The 26,048-nt window shown below is 67.3% G+C and carries 17 protein-coding genes and 1 pseudogene; 6 read left to right on the forward strand and 12 right to left on the reverse strand.

What is annotated here, in order from left to right:
* Positions 1 to 19 precede the first annotated feature (19 nt).
* Complete coding sequence (locus AC5Y6Y_RS05310; protein ID WP_473139537.1) at positions 20 to 550, forward strand: helix-turn-helix domain-containing protein; 531 nt, start codon at positions 20 to 22, stop codon at positions 548 to 550.
* Here AC5Y6Y_RS05310 and AC5Y6Y_RS05315 read toward each other — a convergent pair.
* The gene (locus AC5Y6Y_RS05315; protein ID WP_473139536.1) at positions 547 to 3,498 is read right to left on the reverse strand and encodes a DUF4132 domain-containing protein; all 2,952 of its coding nucleotides are present in this window, start codon (positions 3,496 to 3,498) and stop codon (positions 547 to 549) included. The two genes, AC5Y6Y_RS05310 and AC5Y6Y_RS05315, sit on opposite strands and share 4 nt — an antisense overlap.
* A gap of 71 nt (positions 3,499 to 3,569) precedes the next feature.
* Complete coding sequence (locus AC5Y6Y_RS05320) at positions 3,570 to 4,013, reverse strand: Rv2576c family protein (protein ID WP_463824979.1); 444 nt, start codon at positions 4,011 to 4,013, stop codon at positions 3,570 to 3,572.
* A 73-nt stretch (positions 4,014 to 4,086) separates the two neighbouring features.
* Between AC5Y6Y_RS05320 and AC5Y6Y_RS05325 the strand changes: the two genes are divergently transcribed.
* Positions 4,087 to 5,646 (forward strand): purple acid phosphatase family protein, encoded by a 1,560-nt coding sequence (locus AC5Y6Y_RS05325; RefSeq protein ID WP_473139535.1) that lies wholly within the window; start codon positions 4,087 to 4,089, stop codon positions 5,644 to 5,646.
* 1 nt (position 5,647) lies between these two features.
* Here the strand turns inward: AC5Y6Y_RS05325 and AC5Y6Y_RS05330 are convergent, their stop codons facing one another.
* The 4 genes from AC5Y6Y_RS05330 to AC5Y6Y_RS05345 all read right to left on the reverse strand — a co-directional run bounded on the left by AC5Y6Y_RS05330 (position 5,648) and on the right by AC5Y6Y_RS05345 (position 10,096).
* Positions 5,648 to 6,676: an Rv2578c family radical SAM protein gene (locus tag AC5Y6Y_RS05330; RefSeq protein ID WP_473139534.1), complete on the reverse strand. Its 1,029-nt coding sequence runs from the start codon at positions 6,674 to 6,676 to the stop codon at positions 5,648 to 5,650.
* 67 nt (positions 6,677 to 6,743) lie between these two features.
* A complete protein-coding gene (locus tag AC5Y6Y_RS05335; protein ID WP_473139533.1) occupies positions 6,744 to 7,994 on the reverse strand; it encodes a PE-PPE domain-containing protein in 1,251 nt (416 codons plus the stop codon).
* Positions 7,995 to 8,162: 168 nt separating this feature from the next.
* Complete coding sequence (hisS, locus tag AC5Y6Y_RS05340) at positions 8,163 to 9,437, reverse strand: histidine--tRNA ligase (RefSeq protein WP_473139532.1); 1,275 nt, start codon at positions 9,435 to 9,437, stop codon at positions 8,163 to 8,165.
* Entirely contained in the window at positions 9,434 to 10,096 is a 663-nt protein-coding gene (locus AC5Y6Y_RS05345) for an MBL fold metallo-hydrolase (RefSeq protein ID WP_473139531.1), read from the reverse strand. The genes hisS and AC5Y6Y_RS05345 overlap by 4 nt, the downstream gene beginning before the upstream one ends.
* A gap of 70 nt (positions 10,097 to 10,166) precedes the next feature.
* Between AC5Y6Y_RS05345 and AC5Y6Y_RS05350 the strand changes: the two genes are divergently transcribed.
* Together AC5Y6Y_RS05350 and AC5Y6Y_RS05355 are read left to right on the forward strand one after the other, a co-directional pair.
* The gene (locus tag AC5Y6Y_RS05350) at positions 10,167 to 11,069 is read left to right on the forward strand and encodes a peptidylprolyl isomerase (RefSeq protein ID WP_463824972.1); all 903 of its coding nucleotides are present in this window, start codon (positions 10,167 to 10,169) and stop codon (positions 11,067 to 11,069) included.
* 71 nt (positions 11,070 to 11,140) lie between these two features.
* Positions 11,141 to 12,181 (forward strand): annotated as a pseudogene (locus AC5Y6Y_RS05355) (serine/threonine-protein kinase); the annotation flags it as partial.
* A gap of 104 nt (positions 12,182 to 12,285) precedes the next feature.
* Here the strand turns inward: AC5Y6Y_RS05355 and AC5Y6Y_RS05360 are convergent.
* From AC5Y6Y_RS05360 to yajC, 6 genes are all read right to left on the reverse strand, one after another.
* Positions 12,286 to 14,679 carry a RelA/SpoT family protein gene (locus AC5Y6Y_RS05360; protein WP_463825432.1) on the reverse strand — a complete coding sequence of 798 codons (2,394 nt, stop codon included), beginning with the start codon at positions 14,677 to 14,679 and terminating at the stop codon, positions 12,286 to 12,288.
* A gap of 50 nt (positions 14,680 to 14,729) precedes the next feature.
* Entirely contained in the window at positions 14,730 to 15,338 is a 609-nt protein-coding gene (locus AC5Y6Y_RS05365; protein WP_473139530.1) for an adenine phosphoribosyltransferase, read from the reverse strand.
* Positions 15,268 to 16,920, reverse strand: a complete 1,653-nt coding sequence (locus tag AC5Y6Y_RS05370; RefSeq protein WP_473139529.1) for an ABC transporter substrate-binding protein — start codon at positions 16,918 to 16,920, stop codon at positions 15,268 to 15,270. Before AC5Y6Y_RS05370 ends, AC5Y6Y_RS05365 begins: the two co-directional genes overlap by 71 nt.
* Positions 16,921 to 16,924: 4 nt before the next feature.
* Positions 16,925 to 18,451, reverse strand: coding sequence for a protein translocase subunit SecF (gene secF, locus AC5Y6Y_RS05375; protein WP_473139528.1), 1,527 nt, complete (start codon positions 18,449 to 18,451; stop codon positions 16,925 to 16,927).
* Positions 18,452 to 18,454: 3 nt separating this feature from the next.
* Positions 18,455 to 20,323: a protein translocase subunit SecD gene (gene secD, locus AC5Y6Y_RS05380; protein ID WP_473139527.1), complete on the reverse strand. Its 1,869-nt coding sequence runs from the start codon at positions 20,321 to 20,323 to the stop codon at positions 18,455 to 18,457.
* A 99-nt stretch (positions 20,324 to 20,422) separates the two neighbouring features.
* Entirely contained in the window at positions 20,423 to 20,764 is a 342-nt protein-coding gene (yajC, locus tag AC5Y6Y_RS05385; protein WP_473139526.1) for a preprotein translocase subunit YajC, read from the reverse strand.
* 229 nt (positions 20,765 to 20,993) lie between these two features.
* Here yajC and gabT point away from each other — a divergent pair, with 229 nt between their 5' ends.
* Both gabT and car read left to right on the forward strand, forming a co-directional pair.
* Positions 20,994 to 22,334 (forward strand): 4-aminobutyrate--2-oxoglutarate transaminase, encoded by a 1,341-nt coding sequence (gene gabT / locus AC5Y6Y_RS05390; RefSeq protein ID WP_473139525.1) that lies wholly within the window; start codon positions 20,994 to 20,996, stop codon positions 22,332 to 22,334.
* Between the two features lie 195 nt (positions 22,335 to 22,529).
* Complete coding sequence (gene car / locus AC5Y6Y_RS05395) at positions 22,530 to 26,018, forward strand: carboxylic acid reductase (protein ID WP_473139524.1); 3,489 nt, start codon at positions 22,530 to 22,532, stop codon at positions 26,016 to 26,018.
* Positions 26,019 to 26,048: the final 30 nt, after the last annotated feature.

Here is a 26,048-nt window from a genome sequence, read left to right on the forward strand (position 1 = left end):
GTCATGAAAGGTTGGGCCGGTGACCGCACTGCTCCGTGCCGTTCGCCGGCAACGCGGACTCACCCTCGAGCAGCTGGCCGAGCGGGCCGGCCTGACCAAGAGTTACCTGTCGAAGGTCGAACGCGGGCACAGCACGCCGTCGATAGCAGCGGCCCTCAAAGTCGCTCGCGCGCTCGACGTCGACGTCGCCCGGTTGTTCTCCGACAGCCCGGCCGAGGAAACGTTCGTCGTCGACAGGGCCGATTCCGATCCGGGGCGTTACCGCGCGCTGGCCACCTCGCTGTTGGGAAAGTCCATGTCGCCGTTCGTAGTTCGGCCAACCGGTGCCGCCGCCGACGATCCGCATCCCACCCACAGCGGCCAGGAGTTCGTATTCGTGCACGCCGGAGTCGTCGAACTCCGCTATGGCGAGCAGACCGTGACCCTGGGCACCGGCGACAGCGCGTACTTCGACGCCTCCGTCGGGCATACGTTACGGGCGGTCGGCGGGGTCCCGGCTGACGTCGTCGTCGTCGCGCATGCAGAACCCGACCGCCGACGCACAGATTAGCCCTGGTCGAACAGCTGCGGTGCGTCTCCGGCATTGATCACCGCGCGCCAGCCAGCGGCCTGCTCAGCGGTCATGTCGGCGTCCCCCGCCACTCGAACGGTAACTGTCCCAGCGGGCCCGGCCGTAGCTCCGAGCGGTCGGAAAAGCGTTGGACCGCAGTCGGTTTCGGCGACCCAGACCAACCGGCGCGCCAATCGGCTCAGCACCGGATGCCCGAGGACATAGCGTTCGAACTCCGCCACGGACCACCGGCGCTGCCGGTGCATCGCCTCGGCCAGTCGAGCGGTCTGCGCGGTGACCACCGGGGCGAGCAGCTTGCGGGCACGCGCCAGATACGCGCGCGGGACCGTCTTGTACGGACCGGCCAGGTCCCCTTTCGTGCACGGATTTCCGTCGCCGTCGTACACCGTGATACTCAGATCCGCCTGTAGCACAGCGAAATACGGTTCGGGCCCGTAACTCAGTTGCAGCCGGCCCGCGTTGTCGAATCCGACGTAGGGAACTGTGCGGTCAGCGGCCTCGTCCGCCGACCATCCCCACCGAGCGGGCAACTCGGCCAGTTGCGCGGCGGCCTCCTCGATCAGCCGAGCCGACTTCGACCGATACGCCACCGACGTGAGGACCCGGACGGCGTCGACGCTGTCGATATGCCCGAGCATGGTCAACAGGGCGCTGCATTGCGCCATCCGCGCCGTGTCGAAACTACGCAGGAATTCCTCCGCCAGCGTCGGCGCATTGGGGCTGGCGCAAGCGGCCACCACCGCCAGCACGCCCTTGGACTTGATGGCCGAGACCGTCTGCTGGGCAGTCTGGCGGGAATGAAAGGCGTACTCGTCAGCCGTCGTCCAGGCATCGATCAGGAAGTCGCCCAACGCGAATCGATCTTCGGCGGCGAACAACGCAAGGTGGTGTCGCAGCCCTCCGTCCGGCGCAGGGTCGTTGGCCTCACACGCCTTGATGACCAGCCAACGCACGACCGACGCAGGCACCGGTGCCAGGCCCTGCTCCCAACGCATCGTCGGCACCCGCTCCCAGAGCAACCAGGACAAGCCGGCCGGCGCATCTTTGCGCAGCGCCGTTTCGGCTTCGGCAATCAGATGCTCGGGTGTCAGATAGTCGGCCGCAGGCCTTCCCGCTGCGGTCAGCGCACCCAACAGAGCCCCTCGGACGCGGTCGTCGGTCTCGATCCGCAGGCAGGTCTCCAACCGCGGCACGTCCGCATGGTCTGCGGTGTGGGCTATCCATTGAGCTGCGGCCAGTCGGACCTTGACGCGGCCGTCAGCCAACGCGGTGTAGATGCGGGCGCGGCGGTCGGGAGCTTTGGCGAGAACCCGCTGAGCTTGCGCCCGATTGCTGGTCTTAGGCCCCAGAGCGGCGGGAAACAGTGCGTCGGCCGCGTCGGGCGGCAGCACCGGAAGTTCGGCCAGCAGGTCCCAATAGACCTTGGGCGACTCGATGTGGGGGCTGGCGTTCATCGCCCTATCGGCCAGATACTGAGCGTTCGCAGTGAGGAACGGAAGCACATCGGCGGAGGGCCAACCCTGCCCTATGTTGCCCTTCGCGTAGTGGTAAACCAGCCCGGTGTCAGCTTGCTCGGTCAAGTGACCGAGCAAGCCGGCCAGCTCAGCCAGCGACGGGCCGCCGAGTTTGGCGTGCACAGCATCGGCGAACTCGTAGAAATCGAAGGGATGGTCCCTCAGGTAGTGACACACCACCAGTAGCACCACCATGTCGACATGCTCCGCCTCCGCAAATTCGCGGATCGCATCGCGCATTCGATAATTCGCGAACCGCGGCCATGGATTCTTCCGGTCGGGTGCCCGGCCGGCACGGAGCATCGTTTCGACGGTCAGCAAGTCTTCCGCACCCATCAGCGGCGGCGGGCTGCCACCCCAATCGTTGCCCACGACTATCGAATTGAGCTGCGCGAAAAGCCTTTCCAAGGCTGGGCGGACCGGCGTGGGATCAACGACCGGCCACCCCGGCCCCGGATCGGGGATGGGAATAATCGGCGCCGCGGCATCGCGCCATTCGTCGACGATCAGGCGCACGCTGGGCGCGCGGTCGGATTGTGCTGTGGCCGTTGCCCATTGGCGATCGGCGTCGATATCGGCATACCGCCATGCAGCGCGCAAGGCGGCGGCTCGGCGCGCCGGGGGCCCGGAGACCTGACGCTGAAACGCGGCAAAGAGCGCCGCTCTATCACAACGTCCACACAGCCGCTCGGCACGTACAGCAACATTGCCGGTTGCCTCCACCATGAACGTGGCCAAGGTGTCCGCGAAGGCCGCGAGCGCAGTGCCGTCCAGAGGTTCGAGCAAGTCGAGCACTCGCTCGCGGATGTCCTCGCCGGTTTGTGCGGCGGCCAGCGGCGCGAGTTCGGCGGCGTGCCGGACTACGGCAGCGGCATAACCGCGTGTCGACAGCAGGATGTTGCGGGTCGGCCACATCCAACCGCTGGGCCGGTCCGCGGCTCTGCTGAACGCTGCCGCGAGCAACTCGCCGCTCCTGCCGCCCGCCGCCACAACCATCTCATCCAGGGTGTCGTAGCCGACGGGGAGATCCGGGAAATTTCTCTCCAACGAACTCCACTCGCCGACGAGGTCACAGATCAGGTTCTCGATGGCGTCGCCGCCGGCAATCGGCGCCAGCGTCAGGGTGTACCGCTTGAGCAGCAGCACTATCTCCGCCCAGCGCAGTCGAACTCGGGCAGGCATGGTGTGCAGCAACGCATGAGCGTCTTTCAAGCGATCGTCGCGCGGCAACGTTTCCCACGTCTTGATGCCGCCGACGGCGGTCAGCCGCTCGATTAAATCTGGCCCGGCGTCTCCGGAAGCGACGAACTCGGCGACGTCGCGGCCAAGCGTCGGGTCGGCATTCTCGACCCAGGCGTCCAGCGCAGTGCGAACGGCGGCGCGCCAGCGCTCGACCTGAGCATCGGTGACCACGCGAACCACCGTAGTGCGCCGGTAACCGCTAATTCCGCGCCCGTTGGGGCCGACGCTCCCCGCGGCGCCGGTTACCAGGGACGCGTAGCGCAGGTGACCGCGGTGGTGGCGTTCTGCGTCACCACCACCTGGCCGTCAACAGCGATCTGACACTTGATCTCCGCGATGTTGCCGGAGCTGCAGTCGGGCCACCGGCAGGAACCGCTGGCAGCGATGAACGCCCACTGCCCCGGGTTAGTCAGCGTCGCGTTGTAGACCAGGGGTTCTCCGCCGCTGAACGTCGTCGGCACGGTGGTCATGAACTGCGCCGAATTGGCGTCGAAGGCCGCCTGGTTCGGCGGATCGCTGGTGATGTAGCGCAGACTGCCGGTGAGATTGCCGGTGGTGACGATGGTGTAGGTGACCTGATGCCCCGTCGGGTCCGCATGTGATGCCGCAGGCGGGGTCGCGGCCACCACGGCCGCGCCGAGGAAGCCCGCTGCGACCGCGCTCGCCAGTTTTCGCACGTTCGTCATATCGGAAACGCTACCGGATTCGTTACCTGGGCTCGTTCCGTTGGTGTTCACCCGCTTGCGGTATGAAGCAGCCATGACCGACGACCCGCAACGCACCGGCGTCAGCCGGCGCGCGCTGCTGGGAACCGGGGCCGCGGCGGCGGTGCTCGGCGCCGGCGCGGGGGTGGGGGGTACTGCGCTGCTGCGGTCCCGCAGTCCCGGCGTCTGGTACCAGCCCGATCGTGTCGGCGCGCCTCCGGTGGGCGGGCTGCATCTGCAGTTCGGCCGCAACGCCGGGACGGAGGCGGTGGTCTCTTGGCACACCACCGACGCCGTGCGCAACCCCCGGGTGCTGCTGGGTACGCCGACGGGCGGGTTCGGCAGCGTGGTGGCGGCCGAGACACGGACCTACCGAGATGCCAAATCCAACAGAGAAATTCGCGTCAATCACACGCGCCTGTCCAACTTGACGCCCGACACCGACTACGTGTACGCCGCCGTGCACGAGGGCGCCACCCCGGAACTGGGCACCCTGCGAACCGCCCCGTCCGGCCGAAAGGCATTGCGCTTCACCAGTTTCGGTGACCAGTCCACGCCGATGCTGGACACACTGGTCAACGGCACGTACACCAATGACCACATTGGATCACCGGCGGCCGGCGACACCACTGCAGCAATCGAGCGGATGGCGCCGCTGTTCAATCTGGTCAACGGTGACCTGTGCTACGCCAACCTCGCCAGCGATCGGGTGCGCACCTGGTCGGACTGGTTCCAGAACAACACCCGGTCCGCGCGTTACCGACCGTGGATGCCGGCGGCGGGTAACCACGAGAACGAAAAGGGCAACGGCCCAATCGGTTACGGCGCCTTTCAGACGTTCTTCGCGGTGCCGGATTCGGGGGCCGGTGCCGAGTTCGCCGGCCTGTGGTACTCGTTCACCGCCGGCTCGGTGCGGGTCATCGCCCTGCAGAACGACGACGTAGCGCTGCAGGACGCCGGCAACTCCTACGTGCACGGGTACTCCGGCGGCGAGCAACGACGTTGGCTGGAAAAAGAACTCGCGGCGGCTCGGCGCGATCCCGACGTTGACTGGCTGGTCATCTGCATGCATCAGACGGCGATATCCACCGCCGAGGCCAACGGGGCGGATCTGGGGATCCGGCAGGACTGGCTGCCACTGTTCGACCAGTACCAGGTTGATCTGGTGCTGTGCGGCCACGAGCATCACTACGAACGCTCGCATCCACTGCGCGGCGCACTCGGCACCGACACCCGAACGCCCATCCCCGTCGACACCCGCACCGACGTGATCGACCCGACCCGCGGGACGGTGCACCTCGTCATCGGCGGGGGCGGCACCTCGAAGCCGACCAACGGCAAGTTCTTCGCGGACCTGAAATGCCGGGTGATCACCGGCGTCGGCGACACCGACCCGGAAAACGGTCACCGGACGCCGATATACGTGCTGGAGGACGCGCCCTGGTCGGCATTCCGTGACCGCGACAATCCCTACGGCTTCTCGTCTTTCGATGTCGATCCTGGGCGGCCCGGGGGCAACACGTCGATCAAGGCGACGCACTACGCGGTGACCGGGCCGTACGGCGCCGTGACCCCGATCGATCAGTTCACTTTGACCAAGCCGCGTCGCGATTGACTCAGAACAGCGTCGGCTGCAGGGGTTCCGGCGCGACGGCCGCTTCCATTGCCGGTGACGACGGTCGGTGGTCCCCGCCCAACCGGTGCCTGGCGACCAGCGGGCGGGCGCGTTCGCTCAGCATGGCGCGGTAGTCGGCCGGCAGATATGCGCCGCGGCGGTACAGCTCCCGGTACCTGCCGACCAGTTCCGGGTGGGTGCGGGCCAGCCACGACATGAACCAGGCGCGGACCGAGCCGCGCAGGTGCAGGCCGAAGACGGTCACGCTGGTTGCCCCGGCCGCGGCGATCAGACCCAGCAGCTCGTCGAGGTGCTCAGCGGAGTCGGTCAGGTGCGGCAACACCGGTGCCACCATGACGTGGCAGTCCAGGCCCGCGTCGCGAATTGCGGTGACAAGACCCAGCCGTGCCTGCGGCGTGGGCGTGCCCGGCTCGACCTCGCGATGCAACTGCGGGTCTCCCACCGCCAGCGACACCGCCACTGACAGCGGAACCCGTTGCGCCGCTTCGGTGATCAGCGGCAGATCCCGGCGCAACAGGGTGCCTTTGGTCAGGATCGACATCGGCGTGCCGGATTCGGCGAGCGCAGAGATGATGCCGGGCATCAGCGCGTAACGACCCTCGGCGCGCTGATAGGGGTCGGTGTTGGTGCCCAGCGCCACGGTGTGACGCCGCCACGACGGTCTTCGCAGTTCGCGGCGCAGCACCTCGGCCACATTGGTCTTCACCACGACCTGGGTGTCGAAATCGGCGCCGGAGTCGAAGTCCAGGTATTCGTGGGTGGGCCGGGCGAAGCAATAGCGGCAGGCATGCGAGCAGCCGCGGTACCCGTTGACGGTGTAGCTGAACGGCAGTGCTGTCGCGTCCGGCACTTTGTTCAGCGCCGACTTGCACAACACCTCGTGAAACGTCATGCCCTCGAACTGCGGCACCCGCACGCTGCGGACGAAGCCGATCCGCTGCAGCCCCGGCAGCGCGCCATCATCGACGGGTGTGCCGTTGACGGCTACCGTTTGGCCGGTCCAACGCATTGCCCTATTCGAACAATAGTTCGATGACAAGTCAAGGTGGACGACGTCTGCGGCTGTCAGGACAGCATCAGAACAAGCCGACCAGGGATCCGCCGGAGAAATAGGGTCCCGCCGCTGGCGTCAGTGACGAATAACCGGCATTGACGATCGGCTGCAGCAATGAATTGAGGGAGCCGACGATGGGTTGCGGAACACCGAGCTGCGCGAGCGGCAACAGCATCGGAAGGATCGGCGCGGGCACCATGTAGGTGGTGATCGTGCCGCCGGCCGGTGTCGTAACGCTGGACAGCTCCACGGTGTCCGCCAACGACACGAGCGATGTGGTGTTGTGCTGGTAGATCGTCCCGAACAGCGCGTTGACCACCGCTGGAATATTCCAAGGCCGATCGGGCGGGTTGCCGAAGGCGTCGTACTGACCAAAGACCACGCTGACGTCGTATTGGGTGTTCGGCAAGCTCTGCCTCGTGTAGTCGATCAGCGGCACATGCGTCCCGGTCGGTAGGTAGGTGCGAGCCAGGCCCAACTCGGGACTCGAGAACACGGTGAACTGCAGAGCATGAGCCGGTGGTGCGGTCGGGTCGGCCGCCAGATACGCCAGCTCGCTGTTCACGACGAGCGATCCCATCGACAAGCCGGCGATCTGTACCGGTGAACCGCCGGCCGTGGCCACCGCGTCGAGGATCTGACTGTGCAGTGCCAATCGGCCGATGGCAACGGCCACGTTTGCGCCCGGGGCATTCAGGCTGCCGCTGAAGATGCCGATGCTCGCGGGGTAATTGACCACCGAAGCGATGCTGTCCGGGAACCACCTCCCCCCGATCGCCCCGTTGAGCAGGTCGTAACCCTGTAGCAGGGACGCCGAGATCGGGCCCGGCACACCGCCAGCAAGCAGCGGAAGTCCCAAAAACGGCAGCTCGAGAACGAAGCGCGGATTGTAAAGCGGTCCGGCACCGGGGACTGTCAAGCGCACGCCTGCCGCCGCGTTCGGCAGTTCGGCACCGGCACCGATCAGCGGGCTGCCCCACAGCTGTCCGACGTTGGCGATCTCGGTGCTCAGATACATCCGTGCCGACGCCGTCAGATTGTCCACCAGCTGCCCGTGGAATTGAGCTGCCTGGACCGAGACGGCCTGGAATTCCCGGCCATGTCGTTCGAACAACGCAGCGATCCGCGCTGACACCTCGTCGGCTGCCGCAGCTGCCAGCGACGTGGTGGACTGCGCGGCGCCCCTGCTCACCGCACTCAGCGCCGACTCCATCACGCCCAACTCCAGCGCGGCCGTCGCCAACAGCTCAGAGGCCGCGACAACGTACGACACCGGGGGCCTCCTCAACGCGAACGGAAAACAGCTAACGCTGTCGAACCCCCTCGATCAGCGGCTGTGAGTCTACTCACATACCCCGCAGCATCAGGTGGAGCGACCCGAGGAGACACCCGGCCTTTTCGAAGCGTGGCAGTGAATAACCGATGCCTCCACGCACTGTCATCAGTAGAGCTCGGAGTCACGCAATCGCGAAAGCATGTCAGCGACAACCGAATCGATCGGCACGGAAACCTGCTCGCCGGAACCGAGATCCTTCACCCCCACGGTGCCGGCGTCCAGATCACGGTCGCCGGCCACCAACGCGAACCGTGCCCCCGAGCGATCCGCGGCCCGCATAGCACCCTTGAGCCCCCGGGCCCCGTAGGCCAGATCGACGCGCACGCCGGCGGCCCGCAATTGCCCGGCCAGCACCGCCAGGCGCAGCTTGGCCGCGTCGCTCAGCGGCACCCCGAACACCTCGCAGCGCGCCGTCGACCCCACGCTTTTACCTTCGGCACGCAGCGCCAGTAACGTCCGGTCCACGCCGAGCCCGAAACCGATGCCGGACAGGTCCTGGCCGCCGAGTTGGCGCATCAGACCGTCGTATCGCCCACCACCGCCGATGCCGGACTGGGCGCCCAGTCCGTCGTGCACGAACTCGAAAGTGGTCTTGGTGTAGTAGTCCAGCCCGCGCACCATCCGCGGGTTGATGACATACGCCACACCGAGCGCGTCCAGATGCGACAGCACGGTGTCGAAGTGCTGCTTGGCGGCATCGGAGAGGTGGTCGAGCAACACCGGCGCCTGCGCCGTCATCGCCCGCACCTCGGGCCGCTTGTCATCAAGGACCCGCAGCGGATTGATCTCGGCGCGCCGCCGGGTGTCGTCGTCCAACGGCAAGCCCAACAGGAAATCCTGCAACAGTTCCCGATACTGCGGACGGCAACTGTCATCGCCGAGCGAGGTGATCTCCAGGCGGAACCCGGCCAGGCCCAGCGATCGGAATCCGGCGTCGGCCACAGCGATCACCTCGGCGTCCAGCGCGGGATCGTCGACACCGATCGCTTCGACACCGACCTGCTGCAACTGCCGGTACCGGCCGGCCTGCGGACGCTCGTAGCGGAAGAAGGGCCCGGCATAGGACAACTTGACCGGCAACCCGCCACGGTCCAGACCGTGCTCGATCACCGCTCGCACCACCCCGGCGGTGCCTTCGGGGCGCAGCGTCACCGAGCGGTTGCCGCGGTCGGCGAAGGTGTACATCTCCTTGGACACCACGTCGGTGGATTCGCCCACGCCGCGCGCAAACAGCGCGGTGTCCTCGAAGATGGGCAGCTCGATGTGGCCGTACCCGGCCCGCCGGGCCGACGCCAACAACCCGTCGCGCACGGCGACGAACTGCGACGATTCCGGCGGGAAATAGTCGGGAACGCCCTTCGGGGCCACGAAGTCGCTCACGAGCTCAGACCTTCGAGGAACGGGTTGAAACGACGCTCGGCGCCGATGGTGGTGCTGTTGCCATGCCCCGGAAGTACCACGGTTGCGTCGTCGAGCACCAACAGTTTATCGACGATGGAGCGCAGCAGGTCGCGGCCGCTGCCGCCGAACAGGTCGGTGCGCCCGACCGAACGTTCGAACAACGTGTCGCCGGTGAACACCAGATCTTTGTCGGCCAGCACCCGGAAGCACACCGAGCCGCGGGTGTGCCCGGGGGTGTGGTCGACGTTGACCGAGATGCCGCCGAGGTCGATCTTGTCACCGTCGCGGTCCAGTTCGACGACCTGCCTGGGCTCGCGGAAGAATGCGCCGGCGACCAGCTGCGCGGCGCGCGGTCCCAAGCCGTAGATCGGGTCGGAGAGCATGAATCGGTCCTCGGGATGGATGTAGGTGGGGCAGCCGAAGGTGTCCGACACCTTCTGGGCGGACCAGATGTGGTCGATGTGGCCGTGGGTGATCAGCACCGCGGCCGGGGTCAGCCGGTGCTGGTCCAGGATGCGCCGCAGCTGACCCATCGCCCGCTGCCCGGGGTCGACGATGATGGCGTCGGTACCTGGTCGCTCGGCCAGCACATAGCAATTGCACTGCAGCAACCCGGCGGGAAATCCGGTGATCAACACGGTGCCCAGTTTCCCATCCCGGACCACAGGCGACGAAAACGCCGTACCGCGCCATGGAATGATAGCGGCCGTGCCAACGAACAAACAGCGCCGTGAGACCGCCAAGCGCAAACTCGAACGGCAGCTCGAACGCCGCGCCAAGCAGGCTAAAAGACGCCGCATCATGCTGATCTCCGGTGCCGCGGCCACAGTGGTCGCCGTGGTGGCGGCGCTCGTCGTCTTCGTCTTCATGAAGGACGACCACAAAGCCACCCCGTCGGCGTCGTCCACGCCGAGCAGCAGCGCCGCACCGGGACCCCAGGGCAACTTGCCGCCGGTGGACGTCAGCGGCGCCGGGCCCATGCCGGAGTTCAAGCCGCCGGCCAATGTGGGCGCCAATTGTCAGTACCCGGCGTCGCCGGAGCCGGCCGCCAAGCCGGTGAAGCCGCCGCGCACCGGCAAGGTGCCCACCGAGCCGGCCGAGGTCAGCGCGAGCATGAGCACCAATCAGGGCAACATCGGCCTGATGCTGGCCAACAATAAATCGCCGTGCACGGTGAACAGTTTTGTCAGCCTGGCCAATCAGGACTTCTTCAAGGACACCAAGTGCCATCGGATGGTCGCATCTCCGGGGCTGTCGATCCTGCAGTGCGGCGACCCCAAAGCCGAGGGGACGGGCGGCCCGGGTTACGAGTTCGCCAACGAGTTCCCCAGCAACCAGTTCCAGCCCGGCGATCCGAAGCTGCAACAACCCGTCATCTATCCGCGGGGCACGCTGGCCATGGCCCACTCCAAACAGCCCAACAGCAACGGCAGCCAGTTCTTCCTGGTCTTCCGCGACTCCGCGCTGCCGCCCGACTACACCGTGTTCGGCACCATCCAGGCCGACGGCCTGGCCACCCTGGACAAGATCGCCGCCGGCGGTGTGGTGGGCATGGGCGACCAGACACGACCGGCCGTCGACGTGACCATCACCTCGCTACGAACGGATTAGTGATGCTTCAGGCAACGGCGGCCTTTAACGGCTAGGGTCCCCGAAGGCGGGCTCACCGGGGAGGAGCACTTGTGACCGAAAGTGCATTCGGTCGATACCAGTTGCAGGGACTGCTGGGTCGCGGCGGTATGGGGCAGGTCTACCGCGCCTACGACACCGAGACCGACCGGATCGTCGCGATCAAGGTGTTGCCGCCGCATCTGGTCGAGGACAAGGAGTTTCAGCACCGATTCCGCCGCGAGGCCCGCACCGCGGCCAGCCTGAACGATCCGCATGTGGTGCCCATCCACAGTTTCGGTGAGATCGACGGTCGCCTGTATGTGGATATGCGCCTGGTCGAGGGCCGGGATCTGGCCCAGTTCATCGTCGAAAACGGCGGCCGGCTGACCCCCGAACAGACGGTGGCGATCATCGAGCAGACCGCGGCAGCACTGGACAGCGCGCACCGGGCCGGGCTGGTGCATCGTGACGTCAAGCCGTCCAACATCCTGGTCGCCGCGGCCCGTGACTTCGTCTACCTGATCGACTTCGGGCTGGCCCGCGCCACCACCGACACCGCCCTCACCGGGACCGGGACCACGATGGGCACCCTGGCCTATCTTGCGCCGGAAAGATTCAGTGGCACAACCGATTCGCGGGCCGACGTGTACGCGCTCGGCTGTGTGCTCTACGAGTGCCTGACGGGTGCGCGACCGTACCCCGGCGAGTCGTTCGCAGAACAGATCTCGGGCCATCTGCACTCCCCTCCGCCGCGACCGACGGTCCTGGTGCCCGGTATTTCGCCGGCCTTCGACGCGGTGGTCGCGCGCGGGATGGCCAAAGACCCGCAAGACCGGTATCAGACCGTCACCGAGCTCGCCGACGCCGCGCGCGCGGCGTTGGGTGGGGCCGCGCTGCCCCTGCCCCCGCCGCCGCCGGCCGAGGCGCCCACCGGGCTGCGGCCGGTGGATTCCGAGGGCATCGCCGATCCACCCACCCCCGCCAAGGCGGGAAGCGGCCGTACGGTGCTGATCGCGACGGTCGCGGGTTCGGGATTGCTGCTGGTCCTGGTAGCCGCGTTGGTCGCGTTCTTCGCCGCGGACGACGGGCCCCCCACCGCTCCACCGTCCACCACGACGACGACGACGTTCAGCGAAACGAGCAGCAGCACTACGACGCCGGAGCCCGAGCCGAGCGACCCGACCGGTACGCCGTCGTCCGAATCGATTGAACCGACCTAGGACGCGGACGTCACCCGGTACACGTCGTAGACGCCCTCCACGTTGCGGACCACGTTCAACAGATGCCCCAGGTGCTTCGGGGCGCCCATCTCGAAGGTGAAGCGGCTGATCGCCACCCGGTCGCCGGAGGTGGTGACCGACGCCGACAGGATGTTCACCTTCTCGTCGGCCAGCACGCGGGTGACGTCGGAGAGCAGTCGGTGCCGGTCGAGCGCCTCGACCTGGATCGCGACCAGGAACACCGACGACGGCGACGGCGCCCACAGGACCTCGATGATGCGCTCGGCCTGCTGCTGCAGCGATGCGGCGTTGGTGCAGTCGGTGCGGTGCACGCTCACACCACCACCGCGGGTGACGAACCCCATGATCTGGTCGCCAGGCACCGGCGTGCAGCACTTGGCCAGCTTGGTCAGCACACCGGGCGCGCCGGGCACCGAGACCCCGACGTCCTCGGTGCTGCGCGGGCGCCGGGGCATTGTTGCCGGGGTCGACCGTTCGGCAACGTCGTCCTCGGCCTGGTCGATGCCGCCCAACTCGGCCAGCAACCGCTGCACCACATGCCGCGCCGAGACGTGCCCTTCGCCGATCGCAGCGTACATCGCGGACACGTCGGTGTAGTGCAGTTCGCGCGCCACCGACGCCATCGACTCACCATTGACCAAGCGCTGCAACGGAAGTCCGGCCCGACGCACCTCGCGGGCCATCGCCTCCTTGCCCGTCTCCAGCGCCTCCTCCCGGCGCTCCTTGGCGAACCACTGGCGAATCTTGGTCTTGGCGCGGGGCGACACCACGAACTGCTGCCAGTCCCGCGACGGACCGGCGTTGAGCGCCTTCGACGTGAAAACCTCGACGACTTCGCCGTTTTCCAGCTTGCGCTCCAGCGCCACCAGCCGGCCGTTGACCCGGGCGCCTATGCAGCGGTGGCCGACCTCGGTGTGCACGGCGTAGGCGAAGTCCACCGGCGTGGAGCCGGCGGGCAGGGTGAACACGTCGCCCTTGGGTGAGAACACGAAGATCTCTTGCACCGCAAGGTCGTAACGCAACGACTCCAGGAACTCCCCGGGGTCGGCGGCCTCCCGTTGCCAGTCGAGCAGCTGACGCATCCAGGCCATGTCGTCGATCTCGGCGGCGGCGTGCTGATGCGGAACACCGTTGCGGCCCTTGGTTTCCTTATAGCGCCAGTGCGCGGCGATACCGAATTCCGCGGTGCGGTGCATGTCGCTGGTGCGGATCTGCACCTCCAGCGGCTTACCCTCCGGGCCGACGACGGTGGTGTGCAGCGACTGGTACACCCCGTACCGGGGCTGGGCGATGTAGTCCTTGAACCGTCCCGCCATCGGCTGCCACAGCGAATGCACCACGCCCACAGCGGCATAACAGTCCCGGATCTCGTCACACAGGATACGGATGCCGACCAGGTCGTGGATGTCGTCGAAGTCGCGGCCCTTGACGATCATCTTCTGGTAGATCGACCAGTAGTGCTTGGGGCGGCCCTCCACCGTCGCCTTGATCTTGGAGGCACTCAGCGTGGTGGTGATCTCGGTGCGCACCTTGGCCAGGTAGGTGTCCCGGGACGGGGCGCGCCCGGCCACCAACCGGACGATCTCCTCGTACTTCTTGGGATGCAGAATCGCGAACGACAGATCTTCGAGCTCCCACTTGACACTGGCCATCCCCAGCCGATGCGCAAGGGGCGCAATGACTTCCAGCGTCTCGCGGGCTTTCCGGGCCTGCTTCTCCGGCGGCAGGAAACGCATGGTCCGCATGTTGTGCAACCGGTCGGCCACCTTGATCACCAGCACCCGCGGGTCGCGGGCCATCGCGGTGATCATCTTGCGGATCGTCTCGCCCTCAGCGGCGCTGCCCAGCACCACGCGGTCCAGCTTGGTCACGCCGTCGACGAGATGGCCCACCTCCTCACCGAATTCCTCGGACAGCGCCTCGAGGGTGTAACCGGTGTCTTCGACGGTGTCGTGCAGCAGTGCGGCCACCAGGGTGGTGGTGTCCATGCCCAACTCGGCCAGAATGTTTGCCACGGCCAGCGGGTGGGTGATGTAGGGGTCGCCGGAATGCCGCAACTGGCTGGCGTGCCGCTGGTCGGCCACCTCATAGGCGCGCTGCAGCAGCGAGAGGTCCGCCTTGGGATAGACCTCCCGGTGCACCGCGACGAGCGGCTCCAGCACCGGGTTGATGGCGCTGCTGCGCGCGGTCATCCGGCGGGCCAGTCGCGCCCGCACCCGGCGGGACGCGCTGCTGCTGGACTTCAGCGGCTCGGCGGGAGGTGCCGGGACCGGCTCGGCGGGAGGTATCGGGAGCGGCTCGGTGGGCGGGCCGGACGGCGTTTCCGCAGCCGGGGCGACAGCCTGTAGCGTGCTCTGTTCGTCCGCCACGTTGGTCACTGGTCACCTCCGACCTAGAGGATATCGCGGGAAGTGGATTGTCAGGCGCGACTGAGGCTGTGCACCGGCAACGGCGCCACCGCCTCGCGACCACCGAGCCCGGGCAGCTCCACCACCACCGCCGCACCGGTCGGGTGGGCCCCGGCGCGCTGCAGCAGCCGCTGTGCGGCGCCGACGCTGCCACCGGTGGCCAACACGTCGTCGATGATCACAACGCGCAGACCGGCCAACTCGATTCCGTCAGCTGGAATCTCCACGGTGGCGGCGCCGTATTCGCGCTGGTAGTCCTCGCTGAGCACGGGCGGCGGCAATTTGCCGCCCTTGCGGATGGCCAGCACACCGGTGCGCAGCCGGGTGGCGACGGCGGCGGCCAGCAGAAAACCGCGGGAGTCGATGCCGGCCACCAGGTCCGCGCCGACGGAAACTTCGGTCAGCGCCTCGGTGATCGCGGCCATCGCATCGGCGTTCGCGAAGACCGGGGTGAGGTCTTTGAACTGCACCCCGGGCTCGGGGAAGTCGGCGACCCTGCGGGTCAGACCGTCGATCAGAGCGGCGACGTCGGTCACGGCACCCGTAGTTTCACTGCACCAGAGCCCATCGGTCCATGTTCCAGCCCGCCCCCCACCGGGTCGGGTTCTTGCTGACGGCATACATCTTCTTGGACGTCAGCAGGGTCCGCTGCTGCCGGTACAAGGGCAACGTCGGCATGTCCGCCCACAACAGCGGCGCGCCCTCGCCCAGCAACCGGGCCCGTTCGGCCGGGTCGGCGGACACCGCCAGCGCGCCGATGATCCCGTCGACCTGCGGATTGGCGTAACCCGAGAGGTTGTTGCCGTTGCCGCCGTGCAAGGCGTAGGCGTCCATCGGCGAGGAACCCGTGGAGCCGCTGCCTGTGGCGCCGCCCGTGCCGGCCAGCAGCACGTCGATTTTCCCTTCCCGCAACGCCTGCGGGCCCGAAGTGTCCAGGGTCACGTTCGTCACGGTGATCCCGGCCGGCCCGCACGACGCGGCAATGGATCCGACGGTGGCCGCCAGGCGGGCGTTGGGGCCGCGGTAGCCGATCCGCACTGTCAGCGGCGTGCCGCGCAGCGCGTCGCGGGCGGCGTTGGAGTTGGCCTTGTTGAACGGGCCGGCTTCGCCCGCACCGTCCGCGGCGGACAGCGCGTCCTCGGTGGCCGAGGACAGGCGCGAGTTCGCGATCGGCACCGCGGCGTCGCGCGCGATCACGTCGCGGGGTGTACAGAACGCGAATGCCCGACGGAACGGGATCTGGGCCAGCGGACCCTGCGGGGCGAAAATCAGCTGTTGGATCCCCGCCGCGGGCGAGTCGGTGCGCTGATAGTCGTCCGGGGTGGCCAGCGCTCCCGACGACCCGGCCGCCACGTCGACCACGTCCACCCGGCGGTTGTTGACCCGATCCTGGATGTCGCCGCCCTGTGGTCGCACGGTCACGCGCTTGGTGATCGCCTTGGCGCCCCACCAGCGGTCGTTGGCCACCAGCACCACTCCGCCGCCGTCCAGTACCGACTCGATCCGGTACGGACCGGACGACGGAAAACGTTTGAGATCGGCCCCGGGCTTGAGATCCCAGGTCGTATTCCACAGTCGCGCAACCTGTTCCACCACCGACACCTTGTTGGTCAACAGGGCCGTGGTGATGTCGGAACCCAACGTGTCGGACAGGATGTGCGACGGCATCATCGACGTCGCGGTGAACAGCTGCGTGTAGTCGACGACGCCGCGGTCCGGGATGAACGACACGCGGGCCTTCTTCTGGCCCGGCGTGCACTCGATATTGGCGATGTCGACGTAACCGGCCTGGGTGGCCGCGTCGAACCCACCGAACCGCCCGGACTGGGCGGCCCAGGCCAGCACCAGGTCGTCGCAGGTCACCGGTTTGCCGTCGGAATAGACGGCGTTGTCGGCGATTTGGTAGTCGAGCACCAGCGGAGATCCGCCCACCACCGAGATGGTGCCGAAGTCGTGGTCGGCGACCACCTGCCCGTCGGGTCCGTGGTAGCCGAATCCGGTCAGGGTCCGCGCGAACGCCTGGGCCCCGGCCGATGCGGCGCCGACGGTGGTGTTGGTGTTATAGGTCGTCACCATGCCGTCGACCACGTACTCGATTTGGCCCGCTGCGCTGCCCGAGCATCCGGACAGGCCCGCCACCGCCAGCACAGCGGCAACGCCGTTGACCAGCAGAGCTTTTCGCCAGCGACACCGGGTGGCCATGCGCCTACCGCTTGCCGACGTTTCGCTTGCCGGTGGGACGCCGGGTGCCGGTGGGACGCACCGGTCGCGCACCGGGGGCCGGTTTGTTGGCGGCCGGTGGGGTGTCAGTTTCTGCTTTGGCGAGCGAGACCGCCTCGGTCTGCTCTGTCTCGTCGTCGCCGGACACGTCATCGGTCTTATCGACGGGGGGCTTCCCGCGAGATTTCTTGGCGCTGGACGCCTTTGCCGGGACGGCCACCCCGCGCCGCCGCAGCACCCGACGCGTGTGGGTCTGCACCAGTTCGGTGCGTTCGCGCAATGTGACCAGCAGCGGTGTGGCGAAGAAGATCGACGAATAGGTGCCGACGATGATGCCGATCAGCTGCACCAGCGCCAGGTCTTTGAGCGTGCCCACCCCCAGCAGCCACACCGCCACCACCATCAACGCAACAACGGGTAGCACCGAGATGAGGCTGGTGTTGATCGAGCGCATGAACGTCTGGTTGACCGCCAGGTTGGCCTGCTCGGCGAAAGTGCGCCGGGTGGTGTGCTGGAACCCGTGGGTGTTCTCCTCGACCTTGTCGAACACGATGACGGTGTCGTAGATCGAGAAGCCGAGGATGGTCAGCAGCCCGATCACCGTCGCCGGGGTGACCTCGAAACCCACCAGGGCATACACGCCGGCGGTGACCGTGATGTCGAAAACCATTGCCGCTAGTGCGGACAACGTCATGTACCGCTCGTAACGCACGGTGATGTAGACCGCGACCAGCGCCAGGAACACGGCCAGCGCCAGGATCGCCTTCTTGGTGATCTGACCACCCCAGGTCGAGGAGACCGCGGCGTCGCTGATCGCGCTCTTGTTGGGTTTGCCGTCGGCACCCGTGGGCTGCAACCCGTCGAACAGCGCGTTGCGCAGCTTTTCGGTCTGCTCGTTGGTGAGGTGCTCGGACCGGATCTGCACGGTGGCCGACGACCCCTTGCCGACGCTGACCACCGATTCCGGATCTTTGCCGATCGCCTTGGTGTATATGTCTTCGACCTGGGCGACCTGGATGGTGCCGGCGGCCCCGGCCGCGGGCAGTGACACCGTGGTGCCGCCCTTGAAGTCGATGCCGAACGCAAAGCCGCGGATGAGGATCGCCAGGACCGCGATCGCCATGATGGCGCCGCTGATCCCGTACCAGAGCCGGCGGCGTCCCACCACCTCGAAGGCGCCGGTACCGGTGTAGAGCCGGGACAGGAAGCTGTGCTTAGGGCCGCCGGCGGTGTCCGGTTGGGTGTCTGTGACAGCGACCGTGGTGGCCGTCGGTGATTCCGTGCTGTCGTCTTTGGCTGCGACGCTGGACTTTTCCTCGGTTGCGACCTTGGCAGGTGCTGTCGCCGCCGTCGTCGCGTCGGGTTTGGCCGCGGTCGACTTGGCGGCTTTGGCCGCGGTGGTCTTGCGCGCCGTGGGGCGGGCGGGCTTGGCGGCCGGCTTCGTGGCCGGCGTCGTCTTGGCCGCCTTCGCACTGTCGGTGGTGGCCGAGCGGTCCTCGGGGTCTTTGGCCATCGGTTATCCCCGTCCCGTATTGGTGTTGCTCGAGCGGGCACCTGCAGACGCGGTGCGGCGTTCGCGGGCGACCTGCTGCACAGCGCCCAAGCCGTTGTACGCCGGCTTGGCCAGCCGCGAAGACTTGGAGGCCAGGTACACCAGCGGCCAGGTCACCAGGAACACGACGGCGAGGTCGAGGATCGTGGTGAGGCCCAGGGTGAACGCGAAGCCCTTGACCTGGCCGATCGCCAGGGCGTAGAGCACGGCGGCAGCCAGGAAGGTGACCGCGTTGCCGGAAACGATGGTCTTGCGTGCCCGTGCCCAACCACGCGGAACCGCCGACCGGAAGGAACGGCCTTCGCGGATTTCATCTTTGATCCGCTCGAAGAACACCACGAACGAGTCCGCCGTCGTACCGATGCCGATGATCAGACCGGCGATACCGGCCAGGTCCAGGGTGTAGTTCATATATCGGCCGAGCAGCACCAGAATTGCGAAAACCATTGCGCCGGAAGCAATCAGCGACAACGCCGTGAGCAATCCGAGCACCCGGTAGTACAGCAGGGCATACACCAGCACCAGCAGCAGCCCGATCCCGCCGGCGATCAGACCGGCCCGCAGCGACGACAGACCCAGTGTCGCAGAGACAGTTTGGGCCTCTGAGGATTCGAAGGACAGCGGCAGCGAGCCGTACTTCAGCACGTTCGCAAGCTGTTTGGCGGTCGCCGAGCTGAAAGGTGGCTCGCCCCCGCTGATCTGGGTGCGTCCACCGGGGATCGGCTCCCTGATCCGCGGCGCGCTGACGACCTGCGAGTCCAGCGTGAAGGCTGTCTCGGTGCCGGTGTGGGCGGCGGTGAAGTCGGCCCAGACGCTGGTGGCGGGACCTTTGAACTGCAGATCGACCACCCAGCCGAGGCTGCGTTGGTCCTGGTTGAACGACGCGTCCTGGATCTGGTCGCCGCTGATGATCGACGGCGCCAGCAGGTAGGCCATCTTGTGGTCGGTCGAGCAGGTGACCAGTGGCAGGTTCGGGTCGTCGTTACCGGCCAGGATGTCCTCTTTGCCGCATCGGGTGGCCTGGAACTGCAGGGCGATCATCTGGATGTACTGACTGGTGCTCTGCCGCCACTTCTTCTCCTGCGCGATGCGCTCTGCGAGAGCTTGGCGCGGATCGGGGGGCGCAGGTGCTGCGGGCGGCGCCGGCTCCCCACTGGGCGCAGGCGACAGACCGGGCGCAGGCGCCGGGCTGGGGGCAGGCGACGGGCTCGGCGGCGGATCCTGCGGATAGGGCCGTGGTTGTCCACGCGGGGGTGGCGCCGGGGTGCCGGACGCGGGAGCCGGGGCACCGGATGCCGGACCGCCCGGCGCCGGGGCCTGGGCACCCGGGGCAGGAGCCGGGGCACCCGGGGCCGGAGCCGGGGCACCCGGGGCCGGAGCCGTTCCACCGGGCGCCGGAGCACCGGGGGCCGGCTGCTCCTCGGCCGGCCTGGGCTCTTCGGGAATCGCCTGCGCCGGCCGGGTGTCGATCACCGGACGGATGTAGAGCCGGGCGGTCTGCCCTAGGTTGCGCGCCTCGTTGCCGTCGTTGCCGGGCACCGTGATGATCAGGTTGTCGCCGTCGACGACCACCTCACTGCCGGACACACCCAGGCCGTTGACGCGGGAGTTGATGATCTCGCGCGCCTGCGCCAGCGCTTCCGGGCTGGGACGCTTGCCGTCCGGGGTACGCGCCGTCAACGTCACCCGGGTGCCGCCCTGCAGATCGATGCCCAGTTTCGGCGCGGCCTTCTTGTCGCCGGTGAGGAACACCAACAGATAGACGCCGACGAGCATGAGCAGGAACACCGACAGGTAGCGGGCAGGCTGCACCGGCGCAGAAGACGATGCCACGTTCCTTCTCCTTGAAATCGGTACTTGCCCCGTGCGAGCTTCCGGAAAGACTACGTGCCGCGTTCAGACCAGCGTCACGGACGCGGCAGGTAGCCCCGGTCAGGAATCCTTGGCGACGTGCGTCTCGTCGTCGGCGTCCTCCGCGGCGGCGACGGCCGAGTCCTCCTCCGCGTCGTCGTCATCGGGCAGGATCTTGTCCCGGATGGCCAGCTTCATCCAGGTCGTCACCACCCCTGGCGATATCTCGAGTTCCACGTCGTCCTCGGTGATGCCGACGATGGTGCCTTCCAGCCCTGAGGTCGTGTGCACCCGGTCCCCCGGCCGCAGCGATTCGTGCAGGTCGATGGTCGCCTGCACGGCCCGCCGCTGGCGCCGCGAAGCCATGAACATGAAGCCGGCCATGATGATCAGGAACGGCGCGAACAACATCAAACTCTGCATCGAAAAGCCTGTCTCTCGTATCGGTAGTGTTCGAAAATCCCGCGAAAAATCGGGGACGGCGCCAGTCGGACCCGGCGCTCGATCACGTCGTCAACGGTCCAGTCTGCCATTCGGGAACGTCGCAAACCGACCCCACCACGGGTGGCGCAGCCCAACGGCCCGCCGGATGCGGGCCAGCAGTTAGGCTTTCATTCGCGACGTGACCGGCGCGCCGCGGAAGGAGCGGTCCGTGGCCAGCCTCGAGCAAAGCCGTCATCTGGTCACCGAAATCCCGGGTCCCGCGTCGCTGGAACTCAACAAACGCCGCACTGCCGCGGTTTCCCACGGCGTCGCGGTCACCCTGCCGGTATTCGTCGCCCGCGCCGGCGGCGGCATCATCGAGGACGTCGACGGCAACCGCCTGATCGACCTGGGTTCAGGCATCGCGGTGACCACGATCGGCAACTCGGCACCGGCCGTCGTCGAGGCGGTGCGCGGGCAGGTCGCCGAGTTCACCCACACGTGCTTCATGGTGACGCCGTACGAGGGGTATGTCGCCGTCGCCGAGGAACTGAACCGCATCACCCCCGGCGCCGGCGAAAAGCGCTCGGTGCTGTTCAACTCCGGGGCTGAAGCCGTCGAGAACGCGATCAAGGTTGCCCGGTCCCACACCCGCAAGCCTGCGGTGGTCGCGTTCGACCACGCGTACCACGGGCGCACCAATATGGCGATGGCGCTGACCGCCAAGTCCATGCCATACAAGAGCGGGTTCGGCCCGTTCGCGCCGGAGATCTATCGCGCACCGATGTCCTACCCCTACCGGGACGGGCTGCTGGACAAGGAACTGGCCACCGATGGGGAGAAAGCGGCGGCCCGCGCGATCAGCGTGATGGAAAAGCAGGTCGGGGCCAAGAACCTGGCCGCGGTCATCATCGAGCCCATTCAGGGCGAAGGCGGGTTCATCGTGCCCGCCGAGGGTTTTCTGCCGACGCTGTTGCGCTGGTGCCGGGAGAACGACGTCGTGTTCATCGCCGACGAAGTGCAGACCGGCTTCGCGCGTACCGGGGCGATGTTCGCCTGCGAACACGAGGACATCGAGCCCGACGTGATCGTCACTGCCAAAGGCATCGCCGACGGGCTGCCGCTGTCCGCGATCACCGGCCGCGCCGAGATCATGGACGCCTCGCACGGCGGCGGACTGGGCGGCACGTTCGGTGGCAACCCCGTCGCGTGCGCGGCGGCGCTGGCCACCATCGCGACCATCGAGTCCGACGGCCTCATCGAGCGGGCACGGGAGATCGAGCGGCTGGTCACCGAGCCGCTGCTGCGGTTGCAGGCCGGCGACGACCGGATCGGCGACGTGCGGGGCCGCGGCGCGATGATCGCCGTCGAGCTGGTGAAATCGGGCACCGCCGAGCCGGACCCCGAGCTGACCGCCCGGCTGGCCACCGCGGTCCACGCGGCCGGAGTCGTCGTACTGACCTGTGGAATGTACGGCAACATCATCCGGCTGCTGCCCCCATTGACCATCAGCGACGACCTACTGTCCGAAGGCATCGCGATCATCGGTGGCCTGCTGGCCGACATCTAGTTTCCGTCGGCTGCAGACCTCGAACGCGCGACGGCACCGGGGTGGAATACCACGCTGACACCGGTGTTGCAACTCACAGGCACTCCCCAGCCGGGGCCGTTGAGGAATAATGTTAGTTTTGCTAACGTTCTTATAGTCAGCGCAACGCAGCGCACATAGCCTTCAAAGCAAATTTTTCGTTCGAAGAGGATTGCCATGTCGACCATCACTGAAGAAGAGCAGCTCACCCGCCGTACCCAAGACCTCGTCGCCAACGATCCGCAATTCGCCGCCGCCCAGCCCGACCCAGCCGTCGCCGAGGCCTTGCAGCGCCCGGAGTTGCGGCTCCCGCACGTGCTGCAGACCGTCGTGCAGGGCTACGCTGCCCGGCCCGCATTGGGCCAGCGCGCTGTGGAGTTCATCGCCGACCCTGCGACCGGACGCACCACCCTCAAACTTCTCCCCCGCTTCGAGACGATCACCTATGGCGAACTCGGCGACCGCATGGCCGCGATCGGCAACGCCCTGGCCGCCGACGGCGTGCAGGCCGGTGACCGGGTCTGCGTGCTCGGTTTCACCAGCGTGGACTACACCAGCATCGACATGGCCTTGGGCAGCATGGGCGCCGTCTCGGTTCCGCTGCAGACCAGCGCCTCGATCGCGCAGCTGCAGCCGATCGTCACCGAGACCGAGCCCCGATTGCTCGCGGCGAGCATCAACCAGCTCACCGACGCCGTGCAGCTGATCCGCGCCGGGTTCACCCCCACCAAGCTGGTGGTGTTCGACTACCACCCCGAGGTCGACGACCAACGGGAGGCCCTCGATGGTGCCGTCGCAGCCCTGTCCGACTCCGGCGTGCCGGTCGAAACGCTGGCTGACGTGCTCGGACGTGGCGAAGCCCTACCGGGCGCCCCGGTAGCTGACGTGGCTGAGGATGCGCTGGCGCTGTTGATCTACACCTCCGGCAGCACCGGTGCACCCAAGGGTGCGATGTACCCGCAGCACAACGTCGCCAAGATGTTCCGCCGGTCGGCCAAGAACTGGTTCGGCCCCACCGCTGCGTCGATCACCCTCAATTTCATGCCGATGAGCCACGTCATGGGCCGCGGCATCCTCTACGGCACGCTCGGCAACGGCGGTACCGCGTACTTCGCCGCCAAAAGTGACCTGTCCACCCTGCTCGAAGACCTGGCCCTGGTGCGGCCTACGGAGCTCAACTTCGTGCCACGCATCTGGGAGACGCTGTACGGCGAATTCCTGCGCGAGGTCGACAACGGCGCCGACCCGGCCGAGGTGCTGGTCAGGCAGCGCCAGCAGCTGCTCGGCGGCCGGTTCATCTTCGCGATGACCGGCTCGGCGCCCACCTCCCCGGAGCTGAAGGCCTGGGTCGAGTCTCTGCTCGAAATGCACCTGCTGGACGGCTACGGCTCCACCGAGGCCGGCATGGTCCTGTTCGACGGCGAAGTGCAGCGTCCACCGGTGATCGACTACAAGTTGGCCGACGTGCCTGACCTGGGCTACTTCAACACCGACCGGCCTTATCCGCGCGGCGAGCTGCTACTCAAGACCGAGAACATGTTCCCCGGCTATTACAAACGGCCCGAGATCACCGCGAACGTGTTCGACGCAGACGGCTACTACCGCACCGGCGACGTCGTCGCCGAGGTCGGTCCCAACCGGGTGGTCTACGTCGACCGACGCAACAACGTGCTGAAACTGGCGCAGGGCGAGTTCGTCACCGTCGCCAAGTTGGAAGCGGTGTTCGGCAACAGCCCGCTGGTCCGGCAGATCTACGTCTACGGCAACAGCGCACACCCCTACCTGCTGGCGGTCGTGGTGCCCACCGAAGACGCGCTGGCGCGGTATTCCGTCGACGAGCTGAAGCCGCTGATCGCGGACTCATTGCAGACCGTGGCCCGCGACGCCGACCTGCAGTCCTACGAGGTGCCGCGCGACTTCATCGTCGAGACCGCGCCGTTCACCCTGGAGAACGGCCTGTTGACCGGCATCCGCAAGCTGGCCTGGCCAAAGCTCAAGGCGCACTACGGGGAGCGGTTGGAACAGCTGTATGCCGACCTGGCCGCCGGCCAAGCCAACGAGCTGAGCGAACTTCGCCGCACCGGCAAGGACGCCCCCGTGCTGGCCACCGTCACCCGGGCCGCCGTCGCCATGCTCGGGGCAGCCAGTTCCGAGGTGTCTCCCGAGGCGCACTTCACCGATCTCGGCGGCGACTCGTTGTCCGCGTTGACGTTCGGCAACCTGCTGAACGAGATCTTCGACGTCGACGTGCCGGTGGGCGTGATCGTCAGCCCGGCCAACGACCTGGCCGCTGTCGCCGCTTACATCGAAGCCGAGCAGGCCGGGTCCAAGCGGCCCACCTTCGCCTCGGTGCACGGGCGGGGCGCCACCGAGGTGCACGCCGCCGACCTGACCTTGGACAAGTTCATCGACGCCGCAACCCTGGCCGCCGCCCCGCAGCTGCCCGGACCGGCCACTGAGGTGCGCACCGTGCTGCTGACCGGCGCCACCGGCTTCCTGGGCCGCTACCTGGCGCTGGACTGGCTGGAACGGATGGACCTGGTCGACGGCAAAGTCATCGCCCTGGTACGGGCCAAGAGTGACGCGGACGCCCGTGAGCGCCTGGACCGGACGTTCGACAGCGGTGACCCCAAGCTGCTGGCGCACTACCGCAAGCTGGCGGCCGATCACCTCGAGGTGATCGCCGGCGACAAGGGCGAGGCCAACCTGGGTCTGGACGCTGCGACCTGGCAGCGGCTGGCAGACACCGTCGACCTCATCGTCGACCCCGCCGCCCTGGTCAACCACGTGCTCCCGTACAGCGAACTGTTCGGGCCCAACGCACTGGGCACCGCCGAGCTGATCCGGATCGCGTTGACCAGCAAGCAAAAGCCGTACACCTACGTCTCCACCATCGGAGTCGGCGACCAGATCACACCGGGCAAGTTCGTCGAGGACGCCGACGTCCGGGTGATGAGCGCGACACGCAAGATCAACGACAGCTACGCCAACGGCTACGGCAACAGCAAGTGGGCCGGTGAGGTGCTGCTACGCGAGGCGCACGACCTGTGCGGGTTGCCGGTAGCGGTATTCCGCTGCGACATGATCCTGGCTGACACCACCTACGCCGGTCAGCTGAACCTGCCGGACATGTTCACCCGGACCATCCTGAGCGTGGTCGCCTCCGGCATCGCGCCGAAGTCGTTTTACCAGCTGGACGGCCCCGATGGAATAACAGGCAACCGGCAGCGCGCCCACTATGACGGGCTGCCGGTGGAGTTCATCGCCGACGCGATCTCGACACTGGGACCCCAGCGCGGCGACGGGTTCACCACTTACCACGTGATGAACCCGTACGACGACGGGATCGGCCTGGACGAGTACATCGACTGGCTGGTGGACGCCGGGTACGCGATCGATCGGATCGGCAACTACCACGAGTGGCTGCAGCGGTTCGAGACGTCGCTGCGGGCGCTGCCGGAGCGTCAGCGCCAGTACTCATTGCTGCCGTTGCTGCACAACTATCAGCAGCCGCAGCAGCCGATCAACGGATCGATGGCCCCGACGGACCGGTTCCGCGCAGCCGTGCAGGACGCGAAGATCGGCCCGGATAAGGATATTCCGCACGTCTCACCGGCGGTCATCGTCAAGTACATCACCGACCTGCAGCTACTCGGGTTGCTGTAACGCCGACACAAGAAAACCGGTCGCCCGCGG

The sequence above is a fragment of the Mycobacterium sp. NGS24 genome, from assembly GCF_059813065.1.

Coding starts and splice junctions, on each gene's coding strand:
- AC5Y6Y_RS05320 (WP_463824979.1), bottom strand. CDS start 4,013: ATGACGAACGTGCGAAAACTGGCGAGCGCGGTCGCAGCGGGCTTCCTC.
- AC5Y6Y_RS05325 (WP_473139535.1), top strand. CDS start 4,087: ATGACCGACGACCCGCAACGCACCGGCGTCAGCCGGCGCGCGCTGCTG.
- AC5Y6Y_RS05330 (WP_473139534.1), bottom strand. CDS start 6,676: ATGCGTTGGACCGGCCAAACGGTAGCCGTCAACGGCACACCCGTCGAT.
- AC5Y6Y_RS05365 (WP_473139530.1), bottom strand. CDS start 15,338: ATGCCGTCAGCAAGAACCCGACCCGGTGGGGGGCGGGCTGGAACATGG.
- AC5Y6Y_RS05370 (WP_473139529.1), bottom strand. CDS start 16,920: ATGGCCACCCGGTGTCGCTGGCGAAAAGCTCTGCTGGTCAACGGCGTT.
- secF (WP_473139528.1), bottom strand. CDS start 18,451: ATGGCCAAAGACCCCGAGGACCGCTCGGCCACCACCGACAGTGCGAAG.
- yajC (WP_473139526.1), bottom strand. CDS start 20,764: ATGCAGAGTTTGATGTTGTTCGCGCCGTTCCTGATCATCATGGCCGGC.
- car (WP_473139524.1), top strand. CDS start 22,530: ATGTCGACCATCACTGAAGAAGAGCAGCTCACCCGCCGTACCCAAGAC.